Below are 19,728 nucleotides of genomic sequence, written 5' to 3'. Positions count from 1 at the left end.
TCAATGCCCTCGGCACTGCCGAGATCATTCGCGTGGCATAACGCCAGCGGGGTAAGGGGAAGTCATGCCTCAGGCGTGAGTTCTGCAACAATGCCGTCAAGCACGCCTATGAGATGGGCACATCGGAATTACATCGAACCAGCATCATGTTGGCAACCTAGGCGTTGACCACGGACCGAAGCATGTACCCGAAGGACCTCAACCGAAAGCCGCAAGATAAAGCACAACAGACAAGGCGAACAAAAAGCTCCGCTTTGGCGGCTTAACTCGTTTGCCCAAAATCCCTTGACTCGGACGGCCCCGTTACCCAAGTCCAGGACCTAAGGCACGACGAAACTTAGTTCGCCGCAGCAAACTGTGTCTTCTCCAACTTTCGCTGCTCCACGTGCTTTGCCAAACCTGAGCTGGGTCCCCCCACGAGAATATCGACGATCCAGCCCATGGCCCAGATCAGACCAACTTCGACCGCAGCCACCAGAACAGAGGTGATCCCCGACCAAATGAACAGGCCCCTGAACGGCTGCGCGTAAGACAGCAGAAACGGCAGCAGCCGCGTCGGCGGGCTGTTGGCCTCGGCGTAGTCGACAAACGGATCGACGAGGTTTTCAAAGCGCCGGAACACCGGGCATCTCCTGTCAGGGTGGCAGGTCACCATTCGTACTTTCAGCCACGCTTACGGCAGTAGCCGAGCAGGCGTCAGGGTAAAGCCCACGGCGATCCGGCGGGTCTCAGGATAAGCATCAGGCCCTTGGCGCGGATCAGATTTCTCTGAATCGGCCTGACGCCGTAACGCTGTGTTGGACTATCACCCCTGCGGCGGGTCACAGCCGTAGGCTTCCGGGTCGGTTTCACGTGACATCCCAATGTCCAAACCTCAGGCCGATGCACCACAAGATCAGAACCTGCCTTGAGGCACAAAACAACAGTCCGGTGACAGAATGGTAATCCCACTGGCCACAAGCGGACCCGGCTGCACGACACCGCCTGCATCATGAAAACCCGACACTTTCACCAGCCGCGTGTCCGGCGCGATGCGCAGCGTCGTTGCGACTGCGGCACCGTTCGGCATGGCGGTCTGGCGTTGCTCTATGATGCGGGTACCGGCCTGCACCTGACCGCTGCCACAGCCGGTCAGGTCAGCGCATTCGGTGCCTCCTGCCAACTCGATCCCGGTGGCATTGCCCCAATGCGACTGCACCCCCATGACGCGCAGCGCCCTGACGCGGACGTCGGTGCAGGCGCCGATATACGCCCCCCGCGCGCCCGCCCCGGTATAGCCGATCTGTTTGGCTTGCCCCGCATGGCCGCCGTCCTGACCCGAGGTATAGGGCCCGGCAAGCGCGCTCCCGGCCGCGCCCGCGTTCACCGTGTTGCTGATCAGCAGATTGTCGAGATCAAGATCGCTGACCGCCTGAATGAACAAGGCAATCACCCCCTTGTTGACGTGATGCATCGAATCTCCGTTGCAGCGGACCTGAAACCGCTCCGGTTTCGCGATCCCGATTTGCCAGACGCCGGGCGTTTCGTCGGAGGGGACAAGTCTTTGGTTGCCGTCTGATGCCCAGTGCCGAATGGTCTCCGATATGGTACGGCGGGGAAACGGCGGGCGCTGGTCCAAGGGCAATCCGGCCACCGCTTCGGCAATCGCGAACTGGAGGACTGCAAGACTGGTGAGGGCCGGACGCCCCTGATCGTCCATGATGCCGGGTTGATCGCCGGTCGGAAAGAACGGCAGGACCGCGCCCGCCGCATCGACCAAGTGCGGCGCAGGCGGGGTGTCGGGCGCGGTGACCGGCCCCAGCGCCACGATCTCGCGCACGCTGGCCCGGGTATCGGCGATGCTGGTGTGAACGATCCGCACCTTGCAGGCATCTATGTCCTTATTGTCGTTCAGCCCATCGGCGAAAGAGACGTCGCGGCAGACAAACGGACCGGCCAGCATGCCCCGCGAATGGACGGCGATCCCGTAAGCATTGCCATCCACATGCCCCGTCGGATTCAGGAAAAGCGCCGCCGCCGCTTGCCTGCTCTTGTCGATTGGCTTGCCAAAGATGACATGATCGAACACCGCATCCATATCCGCTGCCAGATCGGCAGAGGCCCTCTGCAGCTTGGCCAGGGCAGCAGGGTCAAGCGCGTCCGGCATTTGCAACAGCCTGCGTGCAGCCACCAGCGCAAAGCGCCCTGCGCTGTAGGTGCCAAGAACCGGAACCTCAGCGCTATTGCCCTGAAGCACGCAGTCCTCAATCAACAAATGGCGCGGCCCGTTGATCGCGATGGCGGCAACCTCGTAGTCCCGGAACGTCAGATTCGACAAAACAACCTCGCTGGGATTGTTGCCGTGGATCGCGTGATGTGCGCTTCGTCCAAGGGTTCCGTTCTTGATCATGACCTGCCGCGCCGGACGCAGATTTCGCCCGAAACCACGCGCCGCAGCAGAGGGGCCCTGGGAAAAGACAAACGGCTGGTCGGCCAATTCGATGAGCGCGAAAAAGCGCTGTTGCAGAGCGAATTCCGATTGCATGGCAAGGTGATAGTCGTTCAGATCGATGATTGTGCCGCCCGTCGTCTCAACTGCAATTGCGGCGAAAAAGCCAAGCTGGTAGGCGCTGCCGATCTCTGATCCCTCAGCACCGTAGAGCGCGATCTGATCCGGATCGGAAAGATCCGGCCACCAGTCAAGATCGCGGTCTGGGTCTATGCCCGTCTCGCGCTGGTCTTCGCCTTTGCACATGGACGGGCGATTGGGATTGACGATCACATCCTCTGTGAACCGCAGGCAACAGGGGCGTGTCAGGCGCAGCGTGCCATTGCGAAAGTCCTTGGCGCGGACCTCGACCACCACGCGTTCCACGTCCCGGCCACCATGGGCGTAGGCGTCCCAGTCGATTATGCCATTGGCCTCATACGCGCGCTCCAACGCGCGCAACTCGTCCTTCATACGGTCAAATTCGTCACTCTGGCCGGGGTTCGACATCTGGCGTCTTTTCTTCTTGTTGATCACAGCACCGCTTTGGTTTTCTGCGCGATGGATGCGCAGGCAGCCCGGCATGGCTACCGCGCGCGCGCTGTCCTGTCTTCTTCGGGTTTGCGCGCATCTAACGCGTTCACGTTAGTCAGCCCCAATAAGGGGCGCGGCGGAATAGCTTTCCATGATGCCACGATTTTGCTATGACGACCGCTTAGATTGAATCTTTATCATTTTCTAATCGTCCATTTTCTGGAGCGTTTGAAGTTGGTCTGAGCCATCAAGTCACAGATTTTTCAGCGTATAAAAAGGAATGACATATGTTGCATGCAGTCATTTGCGTTTCCCTCACGCCTCGCCATTTTTCGGCTTGCGCCCAGACCGATCACGGGTGAATCATGCCGGGCGCAAAATTTTTGGGAACCTTTCAGATCGGCGTTGGTAAATATTCCCGTTGCCCAGGCATCGGCGTTGCCGGGCGCGAATGCGTTGCCTACCTTTTCCAAAACGCCAACCGCTTGCTCGACCGCGATGATATCATTGATAAATTTTGGGAACGTGACGACCGGAGCGATGGAAAATCAGCGCTGAATTCCACCACTTCGCGCTTGCGCCGTGCCCTGGCGGCGCCTAGCCTTCCGAATATCGAAATGCTTTCCGACAAATGGAGCCTGGGTATCTTCATGGATACTCCGGATGCCAGCGATACGGCGATCCTGGCCGGCACCTATCGTCAACTCAAGGAGGGACAGGGCGACGTGCGAGAGCATTATCGCAAGCTTGTCGCGATCTACAACGGGGGGTTCATTCCCGGCCATGTCAACCGCTGGACCATTTTCGAACGCGAGAGACTGCTTGGGCTGTTTGTGCGCTCCTGTCTTTTGATCGTCGATCAACTTATCCAAGAGGGCGAATACAGCCACGCGGCAGAGGGCTGCCGCATCATTCTTGTCCACGATCCGCTGCGCGAATCTGTCCACCGGCGTATGCTGCTGCTGCACGCCCTGCGCGGCGAGGGCCAAAAGATCAGACAGCATTTCGAGCGGTTCGAAAATTTTGTCTGGGCGGAATGCCACGCCAAACCCACACGCCGGACCCGGTCACTGTACGACGCACTTTGCGCCGACCCATCAGAACACGCGCTCGATGGTTTTTTTCAGGCGGAAGTTTCCGCTCGATAAATCCACGCGCCGACTTAGTCTCCACTTTCATTGGAAAAACGCGCCATTCTGCGCCGAGGTTTTGGTGTGAGGTTTGACATTCACTGAGGCCCCTTCGAATGCCGTGTCAGTGAAATGTCAGCCAAATGCCACGCAACTGCGCGCCATAATACGCCGCGATCAAACCGGGTCGTGCGCTGGACGCATACGATACGTCGGCAAAAATCCCCCTGATTGCACCCTCGCCGTGACCGGTAAACCCGCAGGAATTCGCCGCCACGCGCGCCGATCGACCGTCATGAGTCCGTCCTGCCCCCTAGCATGAGAGTGTAAAGAAACCCTATGCGAGGTCTGGTGCCATGCGGCGTGACGGAAGAGAATCCAGGGCAGAAATCGTCATTCGCGGCTGGTTCGAGGGCGAGAGCAAGGGGGAATACGGTTACCGGGGCTCGATCTCTAACCTGAACGGTGGCCCGGTCCGCCAATTCATCGGAATGGTTCAGCTTGTCGCGCGGCTGACCGAAATTTTGCGCGAGGCCGGGCACTCAGAGGCCAACAGATGAGCCTTGTCAACGCTCAGGACCCGCAGACAATACCCGCCCAAAGACCGCAGTGTGGCTTTTACCTTGCGCCTCTGCTCAGGCTGGATCCAAAGGCGGCCTCTTTGACGCACCTGCGCAAGGGCTGCTTTGATCATGAAAGATATGACCATCTGCAATCCATCTGCGACACCTTCGTGTCGGGATATAATCTGGCGCTTGGCGTCAATACTCTGGCGAGGTTAGAGCAGGCGCTGGACGCACGACCAGGCTATCTGGCTGGCTTTTTGGTCGAAGGTGCGGCCATGGGATCTGCGGTGCGCGACAGCTTGTCAGTGCGCGGTGGCCACTTGCGGGCGCTTCAGCAGGTCTTTGGATCACGCTACAGCTATCTTATCCAGGTGGGCACGGGCTGGGCTCTGGCGCGGATGCCCTGGATCGGGTCGCGTCTGTTTCATCAGACGCCGCCAAAGTTGTTCACCCTCACCCTGGATGGGCGCGGATTTCACGACGCTTTCTTCCGGCCGGACCGGCCAGGCCTGGGCAGGATGGGGCGCGGCACGGGCCTGAGTGCAAAGGCCTATGATCAGGGCATCGGTCGGGCGCTTTGGTTTCGGTCTCTGGCCCGGGGCGACCTGGCGTTGCGTCTGATCGCAAAGTTCGATCCGGCGCGGCACAACGATCTTGCGGCGGGGCTGGGTCTTGCCATGGCCTATGCCGGTCCTGCCTCGCACGAGCTGTGCGAGGTCGTGGCCGAGGGCCTGTCAGCGCATCGCGCCGCTTTGGCACAGGGCGCGGCCTTTGCCGCTTTGGCGCGGATCACTGAGGGGCTGGTCAACGACAACCTTGAAACGGTCAGCCGGACGCTGACCAAGTTGTCGGCAGTCGAGGCCGCAGCGCTTGCGCGACGCGGCCAGCCTGCGGGTGCACCTGAAAACCGCGCCGGGGCTCTGATGCATTACGAACACTGGCGACAAAACGTGCAGGATCAGTTCCCGGCGCGTTCTGACGCGCCTCGCGCAGGAGTCCAGAAATGATCCGAACCTACCTTGCCGCTCTGGCGATCCCGGGCTGTTTTTACGGCATCGCCGTGCTGTCCGCCCAAGTAGACAGACCCGAGATCGGCGATTTCGCCTTTGAACGACATACCTTGCAGGCTCTGGGAGACAGGCCCCAGTCGGTCCGCAATGTACACCCGGGATTCGAGCGTATCGCCGCCTGGGTGTCGGCGGTCGGGGCTGGTGTGGCGCTCTTCGATCTGGACGGTGATGGGCGCCACAATGATTACTGTCTGGTCGATCCGCGGTTCGACAGCGTGACCGTGGCCCCCGTGCCCACGACCGGCAACCGCTTTGCACCCTTTTCGCTGAGTTGGGAAGGATCCGCCAGCGATCCGGGCAGCGTGGCCCCCATGGGATGTCTGCCGCTGGATGCCGATCAGGACGGGCGTCAGGATCTGGTGGTTTACTACTGGGGGCGCAGCCCGTCGCTGCATCTGGCTGCCGAAGATTTCGCCGAGCGCGATCTGCTGGCGCGGCCGGAGGTTTGGAACACAAATGCTGCCATCACCGCCGACTTTGACGGGGACGGCATTCTTGACCTCTTCTTCGGCAACTATTTCCCCGACGATATGGCCGTTCTCGGAACGCGCGGCACGGTGCACATGCAGCGCTCCATGAGCCGCGCGTATAACGCAGGACGCAACCGCCTGCTCTTGGGCCATGCCGATCCATCGCAAACCGAGCTGCTGTTTCAGGACGACAGCGGCGGGCTTGTCTCTGCAGCCGCAGGGAACAACGCGGGCTGGACCCTCGCCGCCGGAGCTGCGGACATTGATGGCGACGGCCTGCCCGAGTTGTTTGTCGCCAACGACTTCGGGCCGGATCAGTTGCTGCACAACCGCAGCCGTGAAGGCGCCGCTGCCTTTGCCGCAGTGACCGGACAGCGCGGGCTTGCGACGCCCCGGTCGCGCACCCTGGGGCGCGACAGTTTCAAGGGCATGGGAGTCGATTTCTCGGACATCGACCGCGACGGCAATCTTGACCTCTACGTCAGCAATATCGCAGAGGACTACGCCCTGATGGAGAGCCATCTGCTGTTCCGCGGCACGGGAAAAGCCAAGGATTTTGCCAAAGGCCGCGCCCCTTTTGAAGAGATCAGCGGCCAAATCGGCGTGGCGCGCAGCGCCTGGGGGTGGGACGCCCGGATCGCCGATTTCAACAATGATGGCGTGCCGGAGATCCTGCAGGCGACCGGCTTTCTCAAGGGTGATACGAATCGCTGGCCGGAACTGCACGAGGCGGCGATGGCGAATGACGAACTGCTGCAATTCGTGGCCGTCTGGCCCAAGTTCGGGGAAGGTGACGACCTGTCCGGAGACCGCGCCGATACCTTCTTTGTGGCGAATGCCGACGCGACCTATCGCGATATGGCCCCGGAATTGGGGTTCGAGCCCCGCACGATCTCACGTGGCATCGCGCTGGGTGACGTGGACGGCGACGGTGACATCGATGCCCTGATCGCCCGGCAATGGATGGACTCGATCCTGTTGCTCAACACCAGCCCAAGCCGCCAATCCTCGGCGGTGCTGGACCTGAGGATCGAGACCCTCAACGGCACAACGCGCCCCGCGATCGGTGCGCAGGTCACACTCAGCGCCGATGGCAGTGACACACGGATGAGCGCGACGGTCTCTGGCGGGAACGGCCATTCCGGCAAAAGCGCGCCCGAGTTGCACTTCGGTCTGGGGGCATTTCCGCAGGACGCGCCGCTGGTCGCGCGGGTCATCTGGCGCGACGGAATGGGCACGCATCGCAGCGATCTGCCCGTCTTTCCGGGCCACAACCGCCTGGTACTGGCCAGCGAAAGCGCCGCCCTATCGATGATAAAGGACCAATGACATGACCCTCGTGACCGCAGATGTTCCTGCATCCACAGTATTCACGCAAAAGGCCCGTCTCTCCTGGCAGGAAAAGCGTCTGGCGGGCCTGAGCCGATTTGCCATCGCGATCACTACGCTGAACATCCTGGGGCACCTGTGGCTGGGGTTCGAGCAATCCTGGATCACCCCGTTTGTGGCGCTTGCTGCGGCCTATGGCACAGAGCTGTTTCTCGAACGGCAGGCCGCTCGCGACGGCAGGCGCAGGCCCGCCTATGCCGGTGGCGCGGTCAGCGTGATACAGTTTCTCTTGTCCGCACATGTGACCGCCTTGGCGATCGGAATGCTGCTCATGCCGCTGGAGCAGCTTTGGGTCATCGCCTTCGCAGCGTCTTTGGCCGTGGCCTCAAAGCGCTTGATACAGGTTCGGATCGGCAACCGTCTGCGCCATGTCCTGAACCCGTCCAACTTTGGCATCACCATCGTTCTGTTGCTGTTCCCCACTGTGGGGATCGCTCCGCCCTACCAATTTTCAGAGGCCACCACCGGCACGCTCGATGTGCTGTTGCCGTTGATCGTGATCTGCACTGGCAGTCTGCTGAACACCAAGCTCACGGGCAGGATGCCCCTTGTCCTTGCTTGGCTCGCGTTCTTCGCCGCTCAGGGCATCCTCCGCGCCGTGCTTCAAGACACGCCGATCCTGGCCGGGCTGGCGCCGATGAGCGGCTTTGCCTTCATATTGTTCACCTTTTACATGATCACTGATCCCGCCACGACGCCCTCACGCTGGCGAAACCAGGTGCTGTTCGCGGCAGCTGTGGCGGCGCTCTATGCCCTGTTCATGTACCTGCACGTCGTATTCGGCCTGTTTTATGCCCTGACGCTGGTCACCGCAGCCCGCGGCCTGTGGTTCGCGCTGCTGTTGCCGATGATTGAGGCGAGCGAGCGTCAAGCGCCTCAGCCCGAGCCTGCACAGCCCGCAGCTTCACAGGCACCTGCGGAATGACAAACCGGATCGCCATATTGTCCACGGCCTGCCGGTATGCCGAGGCGCCCAGCCCGGATGCCTTGTGGCAGAACGTTCTGGACGGACGGCGATCGTTCCGCGCCATTCCGCCGCAACGGCTGGCTCTGGGGGATTATGCCGTTGAACACATCGGCACTGAGGACTCGATCCCCAGGATTTACGCCGGACTGATTTCCGATTGGCAGTTTCGCCGGGATCGCCTGTGCATTCCCAAAAGTACCTTTGACACCGCCGATCTAACCCATTGGCTGGCGCTTGAAACGGCGATGACGGCGGTCGGGGCGGTCGGTGGCGCAGAGGCCCTGCCGCGCGGGCGCACCGCCGTCATCCTGGGCAACACACTGACTGGCGAATTTTCCCGTGCCGCGCAGATGCGTCTGCGGCTGCCCTATCTCAAACGGCATCTGTCTCAGGCCTTGCAGGCGGGCCAAATCGCGCCGGACCTCATCGACGAAGTCACCAGCACCTTTGCCGCGAACCTCGCGCAGGATTTTCCCGACCCGAATGAGGAATCGCTGGCGGGTGCGCTGGCCAATACGATTGCCGGGCGCATTGCCAACCAGCTTGATCTCGGCGGCGGCGCCTGGACCGTCGACGGGGCATGTGCGGCCTCCCTGCTGGCCTTCAGCGAAGCCTGTTCGCATATCGTCCAGGGCGATCTGGACGTCGCGATTGTGGGCGGCGTCGACCTCAGCCTGGATCCATTTGAGCTGGTGGGCTTTGCGCGCACGGGCGCGCTTTGCCGCGATGAAATGCGGGTTTTCGACAAGCGCTCCAGCGGCTTCTGGCCAGGCGAGGGCTGCGGCATCGCTGTTCTGGCGAGCGAAGAGGCCGCGCAAAAATTGGGCGGTGACCCGCTGGCTTGGGTTGCGGGTTGGGGATGTTCGACCGATGGCGCTGGCGGGCTGACCCGACCGACCGCACCGGGCCAATCGCGCGCCATTGCCCGCGCCTGGGCACGGGCCGGTCACGCCCCCGCAGAGGCCGCCTATTTCGAGGCGCATGGCACCGGAACTGCAATTGGCGATCCCACCGAGATCACCGCCCTGGCGGAAGTGATCGGTCAGGACGGCGCGGCGATTCCTGTTGGCTCTATCAAGGCCAATATCGGCCATTGCAAGGCAGCGGCTGGCATCGCCGGGGTCATCAAGACCACGCAGGCGCTGAAAAACGGTATAATCCCGCCCCATATCAGCTGCGCCGTGCCGCACCCGATCTTTGCCGAAAGCGGCGGCAGGCTGTGCCCAGCGCAGGTCGGCGAGTTCCGTAGTGACACGCGGCTGGCCGGAGTCTCTGCCTTCGGGTTTGGCGGCATCAATGCGCACCTCGTCCTTGCGGGTCCGGACAGCAAGATCAGGCACGCAAAGCGCGTGTCTGTGCCCGCGCAACCCCTTGCCCAAGAGGCCGAGCTTTTTATTTTTGCAGCGCAAAGCGCGGAGGAACTGCACCAGGCGATGAACGCGCTTCTGAAACGCGCACCCAGCCTGTCGCACAGCGAAATGGCCGATGCCGCTGCCGGTTGCTTTCGGGATGCCGTACCCCAAGCCGCGTTCCGTGCGGCGATTGTCGCGGATCGCCCGGAGGCCTTGCAGGAGGCTTTGACAAAAGCGCTCTCAATCCCGCCCGCCCCCGTGCGCAGCCCGCCGCGCATCGGGTTTGTGTTTCCCGGACAGGCGGCCCCTGTGCGGGCCTCGGGCGGCGCCTGGACGCGGCGCTTTCCCTCCCTGCCTCATACGCTGGCCACTTTCCCCAGCGATGCCAGCGTATCCACCGAACATGCGCAGCCAGCGATTGCCGCCTCCGCTCTTATGGGGCTGGACGTCCTGACGCAGGCCGGGATCATGGCAGAGATTGCCGCAGGTCATTCCCTGGGCGAGATCACCGCCTTGCACTGGGCAGGTGCGCTGCCCCGACAGGAGATGTCGGATCTGGTCCAGACCCGTGGCCAGCTGATGGCCCGCCATGGCGAGGCAGGTGGCACAATGCTGCAGGTGACTGCCTCGGCTCAAGAGATCGCCGCGCTTGGCCGCCCCGACGATCTGGAAGTCGCCTGTCTGAACGGAGCGCGCGATGTGGTCCTGGCCGGACCGCAGGAAACGGCGGTACGTTGGATGCAAAAGGCACGCGCTGCGGGGCTGAGCTGCGAGCTGTTGAAGGTCTCGCATGCCTTTCACAGCGCCGCGATGGCGCAGGTCGAAACGCCCCTTGCCGCCGCGTTGCAGGATGTACCCTGGTCGGCGCCGCAGATGCCGGTGATTTCGACCGTCACGGGCGCGCCGATTGAGGCCAGCAGCGATCTGTCCGCGATCCTGACGCAGCAGCTCTGTGCCCCTGTGCGGTTTTCCGAGGTCTGCGCCCAATTGGCACAGCACTGCGATCTGGTGATCGAGGTCGGACCGGGCAAAGGTCTGTCGCGCCTTGCTCGCGATGCCGGTCTGCAAGTGGCGTCACCCGATGTCGGTGCCGAAACCTTATTCGGATTGCTCGACACCCTTGCCACCGTGTGGCGCCTGGGCGGTCGGCTTGATCTGGGGCTGCTGTTTGCGGATCGCGCGATCCGGCCCCTGGGACCCGCGCCGGAATTGCTGCGCAATCCCTGCGGCGTGTCGGACAAAGCGCCGCCTCCAAGCGCGGTGAAACCCAAAATCGCAGCGGCTGCATTGCAGGACATCAATGCGCGCCCTGCCCATACAAGCGCGGCGCCGACGCTGGATATCGTCTGCAAAGCCACGGCAGAGGCGCTTGGCCTGCCCTTGAGCCTGGTCAAACCCGAGGCGCGGCTGCTTGAGGATCTGCACCTCAATTCCCTCTCGGTGGGCCGAATCGTAAAGGCGGCGGCGCAAGCGCTTGGCCTCCGGCAACCGGCGCTTGCCACCGATGTGGCGGCCGAGACGGTGTACGGTCTGGCGCGCCTCCTGGACGAGTTGCTGGAGTTCGCCCCGGGTGAGGACACCACACCGCAAAGCATCGAAGGTGTCGCACCCTGGGTGGGTGAATATCGCAGTGTCTGGCAGGTCTGTGATTGGCCTAAAGCCGCCGCTGAAGCCCCCGAATGGTGCCTGTTCGGGCCGGACCCCGGAGGCATTCCCACTGCGAATGGGACAAAATCCGGCCTTGTCAGCCTGATGGACGTCGCTTTGCCGGACGATACCGCTGCCGCGCACCTGCTGTGGTCAAGGGTCAAGGCCGCACGAGCCGCAGGGCTAAGGAAACTGCTGATCCTGCATCCGGGCATGGCGGTTTCGGGCTTTGCCGGTGCGCTGCTTGAGGATGGTGTCTTCGATCACATCACCTTGGTCGATGCGCAAGGCGTGGACGGTCCGGCACGAGAGGCCGGTATTTCCACGCTTCTGCGCACAGAGGCAGAGCCATTCGCGCAGTATCGCTGCCGCGCCGCCGGTGGTCTTGACCGCGCAGTTCTGGAATTTGTCCCGATCAGCCAGTGCCGCACGCGGGATGACACCGCTGCAGGTCTGGGACCGTGCGATACTCTGCTTGTCACTGGCGGAGCCAAGGGGATCGGTGCGGAGTCCGCCCTGCGCCTGTCAAAGGTCAGCGGCGCGGCACTGCTGCTTGTCGGGCGCAGCTCAGGCGACGACCCGGCTGTGACAGAGACACTGCGCCGCGCCAAGGCTCAGGGCTGCAGGGCGCGGTATTTGCAGGCGGACGTCACCGATGCATCCGAGTTTCGGAACGCGCTTGAGACGCTGCCGGAAGAGGAACGACCCACCGCCTTTCTGCACGCGGCGGGTGTCAATGATCCGGCGGGCTTTGACCAGCTCGACGCGACCGCCCTTAGCGCGGCGCTCGCGCCGAAGCTGCAAGGGCTGGAAACGCTTCTTTGCGCGCTTGATCCTCAGCGTATCCGTTTGGCCATCGGCTTTGGCTCTGTCATCGGGGCCCTGGGGCTGGCCGGTGAAACGCACTATGCGCTGGCCAACGCGATGATGTCCGCGCGGCTGATGCGGTGGGGACGCTGCCACGATTTACGCACCCTCGCACTGGACTGGTCGGTCTGGGCCGGCGCGGGCATGGGGGAACGGATCGGCGCGGTAGAGCGGCTGGCCCGCAGGGGCGTCGAAGCGATCCCGCTTGGCACGGCGCTGGATCGGCTTTGCGTCCTGCTATATGCGCCGCAATCCGACGAGCACTTAATCGTGACCGGACGCTTCGGGCAACCCCGGACCCTTGGCTTTGCCGCGCAGCCCAGCTTGCAAGGGCGGTTCCTTGAAACGGCCCAGATCCGCTTTCCCGGGATCGAACTGGTTGTGGACACGCGCTTGGCGCGGGGATCGGACCCCTGGATCACCGATCATGTGGTTGAGGGTACAGCCGTCATGCCCGCTGTGCTGATGTTAGAGGCGATGGCACAGGCGGCCAAGGCGCTGACGGGACATGCGCCAACTGGCTTTCGCGATCTCGACCTGCTTGGTGCCGTGACGCTTGACGGGGACGAAATTACCCTGCGCACGGCAGTACTGCGGCGCGATGACGGCAGCCTGCTTGCAGCGATCCGCGCATCGGACGACGGGTTCAGCGCGGATCGGGCGACAGTGACGCTATCGTTTGAGCCGACTTTGGACAGGCCGGAGGCCTTTGACCTTGCCGCAAATTGCCGGATCGACGGGGCGCTTCTGTACCGCGATTTGTGCTTTAATTCGGGGCGCTTCCAAAGGGTGGAAGAGATCGACCACCTGACGGCGTTCTCCCTGCGCGCCGGGCTGTCCAATCTATCCAATGCCTCTGCTGCCCCTTGGTTCGGCCCGTTCGAAAGCCAGGATATGGTGCTTGGCGATGCGGGCGCCCGCGATGCCGGATTGCATGTGCTGCAGGCCTGCGTGCCGCAGCGCCGTGTTCTGCCCGTCACCGTGGCGCAGATCCAGATTGCCGATCCCGAGGCACGGCGCGTCAGCGTCGAGGCCGTCGAGCGCGCCTCTGACGGCAATACCTTTGTTTTCGACGTCCTATGGCGTGGCCCGGACGGTGCCATCGTTGAATATTGGCGCGGCGCGCGCTTTCGGGCGATCGCCGAGCGGTCCATCGACAGGCTGGCCTATCCGTTTTTTCCGGCCGCCATGCAGCGCGCCGCCGTGCTGCATGCGCGCCGCCGTGACATCCGTACAGCCATCTGTAACTCCGCAGACCGCCAGTCCCGTCGCCAGATCGTGATGGGCGCACTGGACGCCACCGAGGCGACGCGCCGTGGCGACGGACTTCAAATGCTCGACGGGCCCGACGCGCTGTCGCTGAGCCATACCGCCTCTTTGACCTTTGGCGCGCGTGGACCCGGAGTTTTGGCCTGCGATCTGGTTGAAACCGCCACCCGTGACGACACGCCGCTTGTCCGCGACGACAGTCTGATCGCGGAAAAGCTGCACGCATCCGGTATCGCGAACGCCTTTGCCGCAGTCTGGGCCGCGCGCGAATGCGCTCGCAAGGGCGGGGTGCCGGCCGCTCAGCCTCTGTTGCCTTTGAAGGGCAGCGAGCCCGGCTTTCAGGCGTTTCGCTGCGGCGCCGCGCAGATCCTGTGCCACGCCGTGCAAAACGACGGCTGTATCGCGCTGATGCTGACACCCGCCACCGCAAAGGAAAGCCTCGCATGACGACACCGGTATTCACCCATCGCCATGTGGTGACCTTCGAAGAGACGAATGTGGTCGGAAATGTCTACTTTGCCAGACACATCGCCTGGCAGGGCAGTTGTCGCGAGATGTTCCTGCGCGACAATGCGCCCGGCACCCTGGTGGAGATCGCCGCGGACCTGCGGCTCGTCACGGTCAGCGTCGCGTGTGATTATTTTCAAGAGTTGCGCGCCTTCGACGAGATCGAGCTTGGCATGTCCCTGGTCGAACAGACCGGCAACCGCATCCTGCTGAGCTTTGATTACCGGCTGGCGCGTAGGGATGGCTGGCAACAGGTTGCCCGGGGCCGTCAGGAAATCCGCAGCATGCGGCAGCGCGGCGACACCATGGTGCCCTGCCCGATCCCCGACGAACTGGCGACCGCGTTGCGGGCCTATCGCGCATCGTCCGGCGGCCCGCCCGCACGATCACCCCTCGACCCAGTAAACGCAACCAACCCATAAATGGAGGAAATGATGACCTATGTAGAACAGATCCAGGCCCTGAGAGCCACCGCCCCGACGGATTACTCGGAGCTGATCCTGGAAGAATTGAACAACTACGTTTTCCCTGCCGAAATGGGCCTGGAATACGCGTCGGAAATCCGCTCCGAGATCGAAGCCTCGGTCCAGGCCTTTCGCGACGCAACAGGCCGCTACAACACCCGGCGCCTGCGCAGGATCCTGATAAACGACAACCCATTGATCGGCGAGCGCGATACCCTGATCCGCGCGGATCAGGAAATCTGGGCACAGGTGCGCAAATCCGATCCCAAGGTCGATTGGGTGATCTCGCGCATTCACGAAATGGCGCCGGGGCGTGGGCGCGTATCGGCGCTTTTGGCTCTGCGCAAACTGATGGACCGGGTGCCGGAGCAGGTCGAGGCCGCACTGAAGGCCTTTGCGAAAGAGGCGAACACCGGCGATGTCGATCTGGCGGAATGGGCCCGGGTTTCCTTGCAGGAACTGGCGATCATGCGCGGCGCAGACTCGGCAGATGTCTTGGCGAAATCCGCCTCGTCCCGCCCGGTGCAGTTCACGCCCGGCCAGGTTTTCGATGTGACCATGCCGCTGTTCTTCGAGTGCCGTGCGATTACGCGCATTGGCCAGGTCGAGATTGAAACCCAGATATCGCCACTGTGGTTTACCGAAATTTTCGGCGATGCCATGGCAATGGTTCGGGCGGACAGCTTTCAGAATGCGCTTGTCCTTGAAAAAGAGGTGGCCGGTCTGCACCCCGACGGGTCCCTGCACTATGAACACTTCCCCTTTTCGGGCGAAACCTCCGAGATCAGCCCCTCGGTGCACCGGCACAACTATTGGGCCTCTGTGCAACGGCCGTTCTACGCCTCGGGCAAGGTGGAAGACGTGTCGAACGGGCAGCCGGTCTATACCGGCATGCCGATGACCTTTTTCCGGCTCGCGCATACCTTTACGAACGAGCGTTATGTGGTGGACGACACGCCGCTGCCGGAATCGGTACGCGGGATTTTCTTTGGCTTTGGTCATGCCGATCCGCTGCTGCTGGTCAAAAAGGCGGGCAATCTGGGCGTCGGCGATTTCCAGATTTCGCCGCGCATCAACCCGCATACCAAGGAAGAGGCCAACACCATTTTCTTCGGCACATTCTTCGGCAAGTTGCAGGGGGATGAAGAAACCGGCGAAATCAGCCTGAACCCGCGCGATGTGCATTGCGACGCAAAGGGTCGGTTGGACTACATGGGCGACGGTACGATGGCGCCCGACCCGATCCGGCCCGATGATTGGCTGCCGTCAAAGTTCGGGAACTGAGCCATGCCGCATGATCTGGTCTCCGGATCCGGTGCCCTGTCCCACCGCCAAAATCGGTGGGACAATCCGGCGGGCATGCAGATGGACGGTATGCTTGCGAAAACCGTCGTGCGCACCCTGGTGGCGCATTTTCGTGAAAACCTCGATCAGCCGATGATGCTGCGGGAGCTTGCCGAGGACATGGGCCACTCCTCGTTTTGCGTTATCCGGGCGTTTCGCAAGCTGACGGGCATTACCCCGATGCGCTATCTGTCCGCCTTGCGGCTCTACCGGGCCAAGCAGATGCTGCTGAGGACTGGCGATAGCGTCATCAGCATTTGCTACGAGGTCGGATACGAAAGCCTGGGCAGTTTCAACAACCGCTTCAAGGCCGTTGTCGGACTGACGCCGACAGGTTTGCGGCAGTTGCGGGATCAGTTGGATCCGCATGCCTTGCTACCCGTGTGCGGCGGCGACGCCGACGATGCCCTGCAACTGCGAGCAACAGCCTATTTCGCGGCCGGCAATGCCTATGCCAGGCTTGCCGGCCTGAAACGCGCACCCCATACCGAGCTTCCGGGATGGGGTCAGGAGGCCGTCGCCTTTGCGATCCCCTGGTCTGGGGATGTTAACGCCCTCTTGCTGCCGCGATCGGTCCTCCGGTCAGAGCCTCTTGGCCATGAGGCCCTCTGCGCGGTGCCGCATCTACCAGACATCGCACTGCGGCAATCAACCGAGTTCGACCCGCCGCTTTTACCGGTGCTTGCGGCAGGTGAGGCCGCGCAATCGGTTCTCGCGCCCTGCACGCGATACAGGCAATAGCGCCGCGATGTTAGGGATGGAGTTTGACACCGCTCGGGCAACACGGCGGCAGGAAGAGATCTATGCCGCAGCGGACAGCGAAATCTGGCGCCGTGCGGTCTATGACCCGCTGCACGGCGGCTGGCCGTTGGCCTGTATCGGTGGGCGGCCCTTTCTGGAATATGTGGCGCGCGATGCCCAACTCGGCCAGGGCGATCGGGCGCTTGAACTTGGCTGCGGGGCCGGTGCCGCCTGCGATTTCCTGGCCCAGATCTCTGGGGCCGGGGTGACCGGCATCGAACGCAATCCGGCGCAATACGACCGTGCCAGACTGCGCAACGCGCGGAATCCGCTGTTATCGTTTCTTTGCACCGATGCGGCAACCTGGCGGGCGAAGCAGCCGGATATGGGGGCGGTGTTTCTGCTGGACACGCTTTCGCTGGTGGCCGACTGGCCGCAGATTCTGTCTGCGGCCCGCAGTGCGCTGGCTCTGGGCAAGCCGCTTTATATCGCGGACCAACAAGCGGGTCCGACACTACGGCGCGCAACGCTGGAAAGAGCCTATGAGATCGATGGCTTTGTCGGGCTGCGCCCGGGACAAGCACTCAGGCTTGCCTTGCAGTGTGCCGGGTTTTCACAGGTCACGACCCGCGACGCCAATGCCGATGCGATCCGCGTATTCTCGGGCATTCGGCGGAATGTGCAGGGCATGATGCATGATCCAGGCAACCCTGAAGCGGCCGAAGCCTTGGCCCAATGGGACGAATTGACCAGCTTCTACCTTGGCGCGTTCAAGTCCCGAGAGCTTGTCTACACCTGGACCCGCGCCGTCTGAGCGGCCGACCGGTCATTGGGTCAGACGGATCAGGTCGGGCTGAACCGCTCTTCGACCTCGGAGGGCAGCAGCTCCAGAAAGCTGTAGACCGGGCAGAATTTATCATGCGGGCCGAAAAAGCTCATCGCGTGGCGTCGAATCGTGCCATCTGCATCCCGCGTGAAGGTGGAGCATCCCGGCAGCATCCCGACATCCTCACCCTCACGGGCGTAAAACCCCATAGCTTCGGTGAAATCGGTGGCGCTCGCATCCACCATGCGGAACGGCCACCCGCGCTTTTGGCTGATCTCTTTCTGGCGCTCCACAGGGTCGTGGTTGCTGACCACCACAGAGGCCGCAGCGCTTAGGTTGGGCAAAAGCCCGACAAACCCATCCGCCCACATGGTGCAATAGGGGCACCCGACCCCCATGTTATGGATAACGATCAGATGAATTTGCTCTGCGAAGAGTTCGCCCAGGGTGATGGGTCCATCCCATCCGGAAAATTCGTAATCCTGGACGATCTGGCCGCGCACGGAGGTGCGCAATTGCCGGATGCGCGCCTCTAGTTGCGCCAGCTGATCCTCTAAGGCGTAAAGGGTTTCCGGCTTTGGTATCTGGTTCATGATCCTCTCCTTTCAGGAAAATATCGCTCCGCCTGCGGCCGTACATCCAGACGTCTCAACCCGCGAAGGCCTATGGACTCGGCCCATTGGCGTGGCCCCGGGCTCAGGGTGATATTCGGGCAGTGCATCAGTAAAGCATCCAGCGCCGCGCGCGCCTCACGCCTGGCCAAGGCCGCTCCTATACAGGCATGAATGCCCCTGCCAAAAGACAGATGCGGGTTCCTAGAGCGTCCAATGTCAAATCGATCGGGATCATCAAAGACCTCGCCATCGCGATTGGCCGAGGCAATCACCACACCCACAGGGCTGCCCGGCTCGATCACCTTGCCACGGAATACGCAGCGTTGCGAGGCAAACCGAAAGGTGATTTGCGAGGGTGAATTATAGCGCGCGCATTCCTCGATTGCCGTAGCGCGCAGCGAGGGGTCACGCCGCAAACGCGCAAACTGATCCGGGTCGTCCAGCAGCGCTTCAAAGCCGTTTCCAATCAAGTTGACCGTGGTTTCATGACCGGCAAAGATCAAAAGCGCCGCGGTGCCGATCACCTCCTGGCGCAGGTCTGGAACGTTCGCGACCTCTTGCGCCAGCATGGCCAGCAAGCCCACGCCGTCACCTGTCTGCGCCCGGTCCAATTGTCTGTCCAGATACGCAGCCAAGGCGCTCGCGGCCTGCGCCCCAATGGCGCGCGTCGCGAAAAACCTGTCTTTGCTGGTAAAATCCAGCCCCTTGAGCAAGGCCACCGACCAGTCATGCAGGAGGGACGCATCGCTGTCCGGCAAGCCAAGAATGTGCGCAATGACACGCTGCGGCAAAGCAAGCGCCAAATCCGATATCAGATCAGCCTGCGATGCCTGGCCGATTCTGCAGCACAGATCAGATGCGATGGCGTCGATCTGGGGTTGCAGCCTGTCGAGCGCAAATCGATCAAACGCCTGGCTGACCTTGTTGCGCAGGCGGGTATGATCCGGAGGATCGCGAAAGATGAACCAGCGCCCCAGCATCTCGTACAACGGCAGATGTTCCGGATGCGGCGTCGGCAAGTAGCCCGCTGGAATGACGCTGGTCGGGTCCACCACGAAACGCGGATCGGCCAGCACCTCTTTGGCCTCGGCATAGGTGAAGATGTACCAACAGCCCGGCCCGGATTGATCGGGCGCATGCCCCCAATGCACCGGGTCGGTGTCCCGCCAATGCCGGTAGACAGGGTAAGGGTCCTTTTGGAAACCCGGCGCGAATGGATCGAACCGGTCACCAACGGGCACGGCCTTTTCTGAAATGCCTATGTCGCGGAGTTCGATGACCCTCACCTCATCTCTGGGTGTGTCGATAGGCCAACAAAGTGCCACATCGGCGCGCGCCACGGCTTCTTTCAGATTGCGCGGCAGGTCATTGGGGCTGGCGCAGCGCAATCTGAGAGAAGCCGCTGACATGCGCTGATCTGTAGGCTGATCGGTAGATGGAATGCCGGTAAGAAGCTCCGTTTCTGTGGCGATGCATCCGGTCAGACAGGCAGATATCCTTTGTG

The 19,728-nt window shown here is 62.3% G+C and carries 14 protein-coding genes; 10 read left to right on the top strand and 4 right to left on the bottom strand.

Annotated features, from left to right (window positions below; genetic code table 11):
• Positions 1–337: 337 nt before the first annotated feature.
• Together CHB75_RS18570 and CHB75_RS18565 are read right to left on the bottom strand one after the other, a co-directional pair.
• The gene (locus CHB75_RS18570; RefSeq protein ID WP_089273271.1) at positions 338–622 is read right to left on the bottom strand and encodes a hypothetical protein; all 285 of its coding nucleotides are present in this window, start codon (positions 620–622) and stop codon (positions 338–340) included.
• Positions 623–895: 273 nt separating this feature from the next.
• Positions 896–2,977 (bottom strand): hypothetical protein, encoded by a 2,082-nt coding sequence (locus CHB75_RS18565; RefSeq protein ID WP_141135150.1) that lies wholly within the window; start codon positions 2,975–2,977, stop codon positions 896–898.
• A 389-nt stretch (positions 2,978–3,366) separates the two neighbouring features.
• Between CHB75_RS18565 and CHB75_RS18560 the strand changes: the two genes are divergently transcribed.
• The 10 genes from CHB75_RS18560 (at position 3,367) to CHB75_RS18515 (ending at position 17,598) form a co-directional block, all read left to right on the top strand.
• Positions 3,367–4,149: an AfsR/SARP family transcriptional regulator gene (locus CHB75_RS18560; protein ID WP_089273267.1), complete on the top strand. Its 783-nt coding sequence runs from the start codon at positions 3,367–3,369 to the stop codon at positions 4,147–4,149.
• Between the two features lie 338 nt (positions 4,150–4,487).
• Entirely contained in the window at positions 4,488–4,691 is a 204-nt protein-coding gene (locus tag CHB75_RS18555) for a hypothetical protein (RefSeq protein ID WP_089273265.1), read from the top strand.
• A complete protein-coding gene (locus CHB75_RS18550; RefSeq protein ID WP_089273263.1) occupies positions 4,688–5,704 on the top strand; it encodes a DUF1702 family protein in 1,017 nt (338 codons plus the stop codon). Before CHB75_RS18555 ends, CHB75_RS18550 begins: the two co-directional genes overlap by 4 nt.
• The gene (locus CHB75_RS18545) at positions 5,701–7,566 is read left to right on the top strand and encodes a CRTAC1 family protein (protein ID WP_089273261.1); all 1,866 of its coding nucleotides are present in this window, start codon (positions 5,701–5,703) and stop codon (positions 7,564–7,566) included. Before CHB75_RS18550 ends, CHB75_RS18545 begins: the two co-directional genes overlap by 4 nt.
• 1 nt (position 7,567) lies before the next feature.
• Positions 7,568–8,551, top strand: a complete 984-nt coding sequence (locus tag CHB75_RS18540) for a hypothetical protein (protein WP_217898810.1) — start codon at positions 7,568–7,570, stop codon at positions 8,549–8,551.
• A complete protein-coding gene (locus CHB75_RS18535) occupies positions 8,548–14,175 on the top strand; it encodes a type I polyketide synthase (RefSeq protein ID WP_089273259.1) in 5,628 nt (1,875 codons plus the stop codon). The genes CHB75_RS18540 and CHB75_RS18535 overlap by 4 nt, the downstream gene beginning before the upstream one ends.
• On the top strand, positions 14,172–14,657 hold the full coding sequence (locus CHB75_RS18530; RefSeq protein ID WP_176439200.1) for an acyl-CoA thioesterase: 486 nt from the start codon (positions 14,172–14,174) through the stop codon (positions 14,655–14,657). The genes CHB75_RS18535 and CHB75_RS18530 overlap by 4 nt, the downstream gene beginning before the upstream one ends.
• Before the next feature lie 12 nt (positions 14,658–14,669).
• The gene (locus tag CHB75_RS18525) at positions 14,670–15,983 is read left to right on the top strand and encodes a hypothetical protein (RefSeq protein WP_089273257.1); all 1,314 of its coding nucleotides are present in this window, start codon (positions 14,670–14,672) and stop codon (positions 15,981–15,983) included.
• A gap of 3 nt (positions 15,984–15,986) precedes the next feature.
• Positions 15,987–16,784, top strand: coding sequence for a helix-turn-helix domain-containing protein (locus CHB75_RS18520; protein ID WP_089273255.1), 798 nt, complete (start codon positions 15,987–15,989; stop codon positions 16,782–16,784).
• A 16-nt stretch (positions 16,785–16,800) separates the two neighbouring features.
• On the top strand, positions 16,801–17,598 hold the full coding sequence (locus CHB75_RS18515) for a class I SAM-dependent methyltransferase (protein ID WP_176439199.1): 798 nt from the start codon (positions 16,801–16,803) through the stop codon (positions 17,596–17,598).
• A 29-nt stretch (positions 17,599–17,627) separates the two neighbouring features.
• Here the strand turns inward: CHB75_RS18515 and CHB75_RS18510 are convergent, their stop codons facing one another.
• Positions 17,628–18,203 carry a DUF899 family protein gene (locus CHB75_RS18510; protein WP_089273251.1) on the bottom strand — a complete coding sequence of 192 codons (576 nt, stop codon included), beginning with the start codon at positions 18,201–18,203 and terminating at the stop codon, positions 17,628–17,630.
• Positions 18,200–19,633: a cytochrome P450 gene (locus CHB75_RS18505; RefSeq protein WP_089273249.1), complete on the bottom strand. Its 1,434-nt coding sequence runs from the start codon at positions 19,631–19,633 to the stop codon at positions 18,200–18,202. Before CHB75_RS18505 ends, CHB75_RS18510 begins: the two co-directional genes overlap by 4 nt.
• Between the last annotated feature and the right edge of the window lie 95 nt (positions 19,634–19,728).

The sequence above is a fragment of the Puniceibacterium sediminis genome, from assembly GCF_900188035.1.
GTDB classification, from domain to species: Bacteria; Pseudomonadota; Alphaproteobacteria; order Rhodobacterales; family Rhodobacteraceae; genus Puniceibacterium; species Puniceibacterium sediminis.
This window is presented reverse-complemented; position numbering and strand designations above follow the sequence as displayed.